General features: G+C 48.7%; 6 protein-coding genes and 1 pseudogene. 2 read left to right on the top strand and 5 right to left on the bottom strand.

Annotated features, from left to right (window positions below):
• On the top strand, window positions 1-805 hold an 805-nt coding region (locus ACTNBF_RS09340), incomplete at its 5' end, for a pyridoxal phosphate-dependent aminotransferase (protein ID WP_441089139.1).
• A gap of 256 nt (window positions 806-1,061) precedes the next feature.
• Here the strand turns inward: ACTNBF_RS09340 and ACTNBF_RS09335 are convergent.
• The 5 genes from ACTNBF_RS09335 to ACTNBF_RS09315 all read right to left on the bottom strand — a co-directional run bounded on the left by ACTNBF_RS09335 (window position 1,062) and on the right by ACTNBF_RS09315 (window position 8,256).
• Entirely contained in the window at window positions 1,062-1,406 is a 345-nt protein-coding gene (locus tag ACTNBF_RS09335; RefSeq protein WP_441089141.1) for a cupin domain-containing protein, read from the bottom strand.
• 17 nt (window positions 1,407-1,423) lie between these two features.
• Entirely contained in the window at window positions 1,424-4,624 is a 3,201-nt protein-coding gene (gene carB, locus ACTNBF_RS09330; RefSeq protein ID WP_441089138.1) for a carbamoyl-phosphate synthase large subunit, read from the bottom strand.
• Complete coding sequence (locus tag ACTNBF_RS09325; protein ID WP_427805777.1) at window positions 4,624-5,694, bottom strand: carbamoyl phosphate synthase small subunit; 1,071 nt, start codon at window positions 5,692-5,694, stop codon at window positions 4,624-4,626. Before ACTNBF_RS09325 ends, carB begins: the two co-directional genes overlap by 1 nt.
• 178 nt (window positions 5,695-5,872) lie before the next feature.
• Entirely contained in the window at window positions 5,873-6,991 is a 1,119-nt protein-coding gene (locus tag ACTNBF_RS09320; RefSeq protein ID WP_441089137.1) for an aldo/keto reductase, read from the bottom strand.
• 14 nt (window positions 6,992-7,005) lie between these two features.
• The gene (locus ACTNBF_RS09315; RefSeq protein ID WP_441089136.1) at window positions 7,006-8,256 is read right to left on the bottom strand and encodes a transglutaminase domain-containing protein; all 1,251 of its coding nucleotides are present in this window, start codon (window positions 8,254-8,256) and stop codon (window positions 7,006-7,008) included.
• A gap of 120 nt (window positions 8,257-8,376) precedes the next feature.
• Between ACTNBF_RS09315 and ACTNBF_RS09310 the strand changes: the two are divergent.
• Window positions 8,377-9,084, top strand: a pseudogene (locus ACTNBF_RS09310) (carboxypeptidase-like regulatory domain-containing protein); the annotation flags it as partial.
• Between the last annotated feature and the right edge of the window lie 14 nt (window positions 9,085-9,098).

Genomic DNA, 9,098 nt, shown 5'->3' with positions numbered 1-9,098 from the left:
GCTGCTTCTCGGCCCTACCTATTCCGAATACAGCCGGGAGCTTACCCTTACAGAAAGCACTCTTTCCTATTATAATTTAAAAGAAGAACTGGATTTCCATCTGGATATTCCGGATTTTTGCCGTACGATCCGGGAAAATGACTACGATCTTGTCATCATCTGCAACCCGAATAATCCGACCTCCTCCGCCCTCAGCAAGGAAGAGATCCGCACCATACTGGAAACTTGCCGCAGTGCCGGAAGCTTCCTCATGATCGATGAAACCTATGTCGAATTTGCTCCCGACATCAGTGAGATCACCGCCATGCAGCTCGTCCCGGACTATCCCGAACTAATGGTTCTGCGCGGCGTCTCCAAATTCTTTGCAGCCCCCGGACTGCGCCTGGGCTACGGTGCCACTAGCAACCACGATTTTCTCTCATCCCTGATCCAGATGCAGAACCCATGGAGCCTTAGCAGCATCGGCGCACTCGCCGGCAGGCTCATGCTCACCGACGAATCCTATATTTCCAGAACCCGCTCCCTGATCCTTAGCGAGCGCGCCCGCATGCTGGAAACATTGGCAGGCAACAGCCACCTGAAAACCTACCCGGCCTACGCCAATTTCATCCTGGTCCGCCTGCTCACCCCCGGCCTCACCTCCCAGGAAGCCTTCGATCACCTCATCCGCCAGGGCCTCATGATACGCGACTGTTCCACCTTCGAACAGCTCAAAGGCGAATACATCCGCTTCTGCATCATGTCTCCCCAGGATAACATCCGACTCCTGAATGAACTGAACAACTATACACATACTTTAAAATGAAAGCTAAAATGATTCGCGCCTCCCAAAGGCGTCAAATCATTTTAATCCAATCAGTAGATCTTAGTCGACTCCCTCCCGTCTTGCCCCTACGAATTCCCGTCTTAAATCCCCAGGCCCCAGAGGAGACACAGGGATTGTATTGCGACTAGAACGAACAAAAAAGGCAGACTGTCCGCCCAAAAGGGCGAACAGCCTGCCGAATTTTGTCCGTTCTCCGGAGTGAGAAATCCCTGTGTCTCCTCCGGGGCCGTCCGATTTAAACAAACAAAATCAATGCAATAATCACCATATCTTCATCACCGGTATTCAGCAGCCCATGTCCGCTTCCATCTTTGCAGAAGGTTACGTCCCCTGTCTCCACCGGGTATTTTTCCCCATTATCTGTATAGACTCCGGATCCCTTTACGATATAGTAAGTCTCTGTCTCTCCGTGATGCTCATGGTATCCGATTTCGCATCCCGGTTTGAGAGTCACCTGTCCGAACAGCTTGCAGTACTCTCCCATTTCTTCTTTGCCAAGCAGCACTTCTTTCAGGATATAGCCTGCTCCTCCGGACATGTTTTCAATTTTGAGCGTCTCTCTTTTATTTGCTTTTGTCATCATTCTCACCTGCACTTTTATTTAATCTTCGCGATATCGATCAACGTAAGTTGCCGGATATCGGTATTTTCCAAACTGGTTACAAGCGCGTTTGCGGTATCCATCGCGGTAAGGACGTTGACACCGGTCTCGATCGCATTTCTACGGATCAGGAATCCGTCTCTGGAGCGATCTGCTCCCTGCGGAGGTGTATCAATAACCAGATCGATCTGATGTCCCAGGATCAGATCCATCAGGTTCGGAGATTCCTGCTCGATTTTCTTGATTGCGATTGCCTTGACGCCATGCTCATTCAGATAATCTGCGGTTCCTCTTGTTGCGAAAATGCGGTAGCCCAGTGCACGGAATCTGCGTCCGATCTCCACTGCCTCCGGTTTATCATCATCACGTACTGTCATGATCATATTCTTATATTTCGGAAGGTTGACACCTGCACCGAGGAATGCTTTATAAAGTGCTTCATTAAATGTCTTTGCAATACCAAGACACTCACCGGTGGACTTCATTTCCGGTCCGAGGCTGATGTCCGCGCCGCGGATCTTCTCAAAGGAGAATACCGGCATCTTGATCGCGATATAGTCCGCTTCTTTCTGAAGCCCCGGAGTATAGCCGAGTTCTTTGAGCTTGTGTCCGATGATCACCTGGGTTGCAAGCGGTACGATCGGAATACCCGTCACCTTACTGATATACGGCACCGTACGGCTGGAACGAGGATTGACCTCAATAACATAGACTTCTTCGCCGCATACGATGAACTGAATGTTGATCATACCGATCACATGCAGCGCTTTGGCAAGTCGTTTTGTATATTCTTCAATTTTGCGTTTTGTCACTTCGGAAATGCTCTGTGCCGGGTAAACCGAAATACTGTCGCCGGAATGGATTCCTGCACGTTCAATATGTTCCATGATTCCCGGAATCAGGATATCCTCGCCGTCGCAGACCGCATCGACCTCGATCTCTTTTCCCTGGAGATATTTATCTACCAGGATCGGGTGATCCTGCGCGATCCGGTTGATGATACCGATGAATTCGTCGATATCGTGATCGTTGATTGCAATCTGCATGCCCTGTCCGCCAAGCACGTAGGAAGGACGAACCAATACCGGATAACCGAGACGATTTGCAACCTCTTTTGCTTCCTCTGCGGTAAATACGGTGTCTCCCTTCGGGCGCGGGATGTTGCACTGTGCCAGGATCTCGTCAAAGAGTTCTCTGTCTTCCGCGGCGTCTACATCTTCCGCAGCGGTTCCGAGGATCGGGACTCCCATCTTCATCAGGGATTCGGTCAGTTTGATCGCCGTCTGGCCGCCGAACTGCACCACGGCTCCGTCCGGTTTTTCCAGATCCACAATACTCTCCACATCTTCCGGTGTGAGCGGTTCAAAATACAATTTATCTGCGATATCGAAGTCGGTACTTACCGTCTCCGGATTGTTATTTACAATGATCGTCTCATAACCTTCTTTTGCAAATGCCCAGGTACAATGTACAGAACAGAAGTCAAATTCGATTCCCTGTCCGATTCGGATCGGTCCGGAACCAAGTACCAGAACTTTCTTCTTGCCGCTGGTCTCTTCCACTTCATTCTGACTGCCGTATACGGAATAGTAATACGGTGTCTCTGCCGCGAATTCTGCCGCACAGGTATCGACCATCTTATAGGCTGCAACGATTCCGTTTTCATGGCGCATGTCATGGATCTGGCGCTCACTCTTTCCGGTCAGGCGCGCGATCACATTGTCCGGGAATTCGATTCGTTTTGCTTCTTTTAAAAGTTCCGGAGTAAGTTCCTGTGTCTTCAGTGCCTGTTCCATCTCTACCAGGATCGCGATCTTGTCGATAAACCATTTGTCGATCTTGGTGATGTTATGGATCTCATCGTAGCTGATTCCCTTGCGGATTGCTTCTGCAATCAGCCAGATACGACGATCATCTACGATCTCCAGTTTTTCCAGGATCTCCTCTCTGGAAAGTGCTGTGAAATCATAAGACATCAGACTATCCACATGCTGTTCCAGAGAACGGATTGCCTTCATCAGGGCTCCCTCAAAGTTATCACAGATACTCATGACCTCTCCGGTCGCCTTCATCTGTGTGGTAAGGGTTCTCTTCGCACTGATGAATTTATCAAACGGAAGTCTCGGCATCTTGACTACGCAGTAATCCAGCATCGGCTCGAAACTTGCGTAAGTCTTCTTCGTAACTGCATTTTTGATCTCATCCAGCGTATATCCCAGCGCGATCTTGGCCGCAACCTTCGCAATCGGATAACCGGTCGCCTTGGAAGCCAGCGCGGAAGAACGGCTTACACGCGGATTTACTTCGATTACACAGTATTCAAAAGTCTCCGGATGAAGCGCGTACTGCACGTTACATCCGCCGGTGATATTCAGCTCACTGATGATATTCAGCGCAGAGGTACGGAGCATCTGGTACTCCTTGTCTCCCAGAGTCTGGGACGGAGCGACTACGATACTGTCTCCGGTATGAACCCCCACCGGGTCAATATTTTCCATATTACATACGGTAATGCAGTTGCCCTTGCTGTCACGCATCACCTCATATTCGATTTCCTTCCAGCCTGCGATGCAGCGTTCGACCAGAACCTGTCCGACACGGGAAAGTCTCAGTCCGTTCGCCAGGATTTCTTCCAGTTCCACCACATTGTGTGCGATACCGCCGCCGCTTCCGCCGAGGGTGTATGCAGGACGAAGCACGACCGGATATCCAATCTTAGCCGCAAATGCAACACCGTCTTCCACATTTTCCACGACAAGGGACGCTGCTACCGGTTCCCCGATCTTCTCCATGGTGGCCTTGAATTCCAGACGGTCTTCCGCTTTTTTGATCGTCTCTGCTGTGGTACCGATCAGACGGACATTATGCTCTTTTAAGAAACCTGCCTCTTCCAGCTCCATCGCAAGATTCAGTCCGGCCTGTCCGCCCAGTGTAGGCAGGACGCTGTCCGGCTGTTCCTTCAGAATCAGTTGTTCTACCACTTCCGTTGTAAGCGGTTCAATATACACACGGTCCGCGATATCTTTATCTGTCATAATCGTTGCCGGGTTTGAATTCAGAAGGACAACTTCCAGCCCCTCTTCTTTCAGAGAACGGCAGGCCTGCGTTCCCGCATAGTCAAATTCCGCTGCCTGCCCGATGATGATCGGACCGGAACCGATCACTAATACTTTCTTAATATCCTGATTTCTTGGCATTATTTTGTTCCTCCCATCATCTTCATGAATCTGTCAAACAAATAGCCGGAGTCCTGCGGTCCCGGGCAGGCTTCCGGATGGAACTGCACCGTGAAAATGTTCTTACCGATATATGCCATTCCTTCATTCGTCTTGTCATTGACATTTTCAAATGCCGGAACTGCCACAGATGGATCCAGACTGTCCGCATCGACTGCATATCCGTGATTCTGTGACGAAATATAGACTCTTCCCGTCTCCAGATCCTTAACCGGATGATTTCCTCCGCGGTGTCCGTACTTTAATTTGTATGTTTTCGCACCATTAGCAAGCGCCATAAGCTGGTGTCCCAGACAGATCGCGAAAATCGGAATATCGGAATTATATAATTTTTTAACTTCTTCAATAATGGAGGTGCAATCCGCCGGGTCTCCCGGTCCGTTTGATAACATAATTCCGTCCGGATTGCTGGAAATGATCTCAGCAGCCGTCGTGTGAGCCGGATAGACCGTCACTTCACAGCCACGCTGATTTAAAGACTTTGCGATATTATTCTTAGCCCCGAAGTCCATGAGAGCAACCTTCGGGCCGTTTCCTTCAATTACATATTTTTCACTGCAGGTCACTTTGGAGACGACATCCCCTACTTTGTACGCGTGCAGCTTCGGAATGATCTCTTCCAGATCGTAATTCTCATTGGTAGTGATCATGCCGTTCATCGTTCCCTTTTCACGGAGAATCTTCGTCAGTGCTCTGGTATCAACTCCTGCAATTCCCGGAATATCCTGTTCTTTCAGAAAATCCTGAATCGTTCCTTCACATCTGAAATTGCTTGGCATTCTTGACAATTCTCTTACGATATAACCATCCGGCCACGCTTTTTTCGATTCCATATCCGGTGTGATCCCATAATTTCCAATCAATGGATATGTCATAACAACGGCCTGTCCGGCGTAAGAAGGGTCTGTAAGCACCTCTAAATATCCTGTCATTGAGGTATTAAATACTATCTCACTAATCATGTCTCTTGTCGACCCGATGCTCGTTCCTTCGAACACAGTTCCATCTTCTAAAATTAGAAACGCTTTCATATGTTCACCTTATCCCTTCATAGTATTTTACTTCATCAATCCTTAAAAGAAGGCACTCATGGAGTCTTTTTCTCAACCATGAGCGCCCACTTTCTCAAATTGTAAAAATTCTAACACATATGAGACCAGATTTCAACTACTAATTTACTTCTTCATCTGACTTATTGTTCTTATGTCCTTATTCCTCAATGTCCGGAAGTGCTGCGATCTCGGCAAGCCGCTCAACGATTGGAAGATGCTGTGTGCACTGTCTCTCACATTTTCTGCATCCGATGCATTCTGCCGCTTTCGCTTTCGGAATATCCCAATGATATGCAATTCTGGATGTAATTGCATCCTTCTTGCCGGTCAGTATGTACTGATTGTATGCATCCATCATCTTCGGAATTGGAATTTCCTTCGGGCATCCCTTACAGTAACTGCAGCCGGTACACAGGTTATTGAAAGAAAGACCTTCTGCCTCATACATGGCCGCGATTTCCTCTGCCGGACGTTCTTCCAGATTTTCGACTGCCTTCACAGCGTCATCCACATGTTCCTTCGTCGTGCATCCTGCCAGCGCAACCGTGATCTCCTTGTGGGAAGCCACAAACCGGAGCGCCGCCTGTGGAACCGTCAGATCCGTTCCCCTTGTCAGATAGGAAAAAGCATCCGGATTCTGCGGAATCAGACCGCCGCCGAGCGGATTCATGACAACCACACCCATTCCATTCTCATGAGCCGCTTTGATCCCGCTCTGGCGGAACCGGTAGTTGAGCGCATTGTAGCCGATCAGCATTCCCTTAAATTTCCCGGTCTCCACAACTTTCTCGATATCATTTCCCTGCATATGGGAAGAAAATACAATATTCCGGATCAGTCCCTCTGACTTCGCCTCTTCAAAGAAACCGTATAAAAGTTCCATGTGCTTCTCCCAGGACTCCAGGTTCAGCATGCACCACATATGATAGAAATCAATATAATCCGTCTTCAGCCGGTCTAAAGATGTCTCCAGTCTCCTCCGGAAATTATCCCGGCTTGCATCTTCGTTCAACGTTCCGAGATTTACCTTGGAAGTCACATACACGTCGCTTCGTTTCAGCTGGGAAAGTGCGATTCCGGTAATGATCTCACTCTTGTCATGACAATAGGCAGGTGCCGTATCCCAGTAATTGATTCCCTTCTCAAATGCGTAGAGCGGAATCTCGGCACATTTTTCCAAACGTCCCGCCTTTACGTCCTCCTCATCGTACCGCATGGTTCCAAGCCCGACTGCCGAAACCTTCATATCCGTGTCTCCATACTGCTTATAATACATTTCTTGTTCCTCCTTTATGAATAATTCCAATAGATTGTAAGTTTATCCAGAAGCGGTTCCTCCACATAAGAATAATGAACTTCCCTGAGCCCATACATCCTGCCAAGATACGAAGCGCCTTCCTGAACCAGTTCTCCTGTGACCGCATCGTGTGCCTGTTCATACACGGCATCACTTACGAATTTAAAGATAACGCTCGCCTCACCCGCATCGATCGAATCATACATAGCTTCAAGCAGCGTATCCCGTTCATAGCTCTCATAAAACATCCCGTTCATGCGATAGTAATTCCACCGGTCCGGCCCACATTCGGGATAATCATATCCCTCTTTCAGGGTATGCGTTCGTAAAATCATATCCTCCGTACAGCAAAGATAATCGTAGGTCATCGCTCTGGAAGCGACCTGCTCCTCTTCCTGTTGAAACATAGGATCGCCCCACGTCGTATCCACGAAATACCATTCCCCCTCACAGCGTACCATGTTCCACGCATGATCCTCCGTATTTCCGTCCGCATCCGTCGTCGTTCCCGTGACATAGGCGCAGACGATTCCCAGCCGGTTCAGAAGATACTGCGTACTCCGTGCATATCCGGCGCAGACGGATTCCTTCCCCGCCAGTGCACTGTAGATATTTTGATTATCCGGCGCATCCAGATTATATTCCACTGTCTGGATCAGATATTCGTAAACCGACTTAGTTTTCTCATAGTCGGATGCCGTCTCCTGAATCGCCGCCAGACATTCCCCGGCCGCAGCATCAATCTCCTGCTTTTTCCTCTCTTTCTCCTCGCCGGTACACAAATATTTCGGTGCAAAGTCCACATAGGCTTCCTGCAGAATCGTCTCTGAATACGAAGTCGACACTGCATTCCCGTCGCACCAGAATATTTCCGGATGATCATTCAACACATGCAGGAAAATCGCATTTGCCAGTTCTCCCCCTGATGCATGAAGCGAAATATGTTCTTTTTCTTCCATCAGTCCCTGATAGATTTCCTTATATACCGTCTTCTCTTCCTCTGTCTCCAACAGTCCATAATAGAATCCGTCCGCCATTTCCTCTTCCGTGACACGCACTTCTTCAAACAGAGGAACATCATCCTTTCCCGATTCCGTGCTCAGAAATCCCACCACCTCAAAAGCATTCGGATTTCTCAGGAAATACGCAGCACTAAGACAGATCAGTCCAGCCGCAAAACAGAGAAATACAGTGACTGCTCCGAGACATCCTGATTTTTTCTTTCTTCTATTTCTTCTTCCCACAATCAGACTCCATTCAACAATGATTTCTTTCTTTCAAATTGTATCATAACCGGAAATTTTTCACAATATCGGGGAATCGGAATATATTATTCATAACAGCATCCTTGTGAGGTTTTCCATATGAATTTTCTCAAAACAATGCAGGAGAATTCGTCCTATCACGGCAAGCTTCAGGTGTCGGTCACTTCCCAGATCAATGCCCGCCCCATAGAAGATGCCACCATAGAAATCTCCTATTCCGGGATCCCGGAACATACCATTGAGAAACTGACTACCAACTCTTCCGGCCAGACAGACACCATCGAACTTGATTCTCCCCCTCTCGAATACAGCCTGAATCCTTCCATCGAAGAGCAGCCCTATTCTGAATACACACTGAACATTTCCGCTCCCGGATACGAGCCGGTCAGCATCTCCGGCGCCGAGATTCTTGCGGATGTCACGGCACTCCAGAATGTACGGATGCGCCCCGTCGAGCCAGAACAGCCTCCTGAAATCTTCGTGATTCCGGCCCATACACTCTACGGTGTCTATCCTCCCAAAATTCCCGAGGATGAGATCAAGCCGGTCAACGAAACCGGAGAAATCGTCCTGAGCCGCGTCGTTGTGCCGGAGTACATCGTCGTCCACGACGGTTCACCCAGGGATTCCACCGCCCAAAACTACTATGTCAAGTATAAAGATTACATTAAAAATGTGGCTTCCAGCGAGATTTATGCCACCTGGCCTGAAAATACGATCCGGGCAAATGTGCTGGCGATCATGTCCTTTACTTTGAACCGTGTCTATACGGAATGGTACCGGAATCACCACAAATTCGGGATAACCGGCAAGAAAAGGAG

The sequence above is a fragment of the Bariatricus sp. HCP28S3_A4 genome, assembly GCF_052066395.1.
In the GTDB taxonomy this organism is placed as follows: Bacteria; Bacillota; Clostridia; order Lachnospirales; family Lachnospiraceae; genus Allocoprococcus.
The sequence above is the reverse complement of the archived record's forward strand: the minus strand, read 5'-3'. Positions and strand labels throughout refer to the sequence as shown.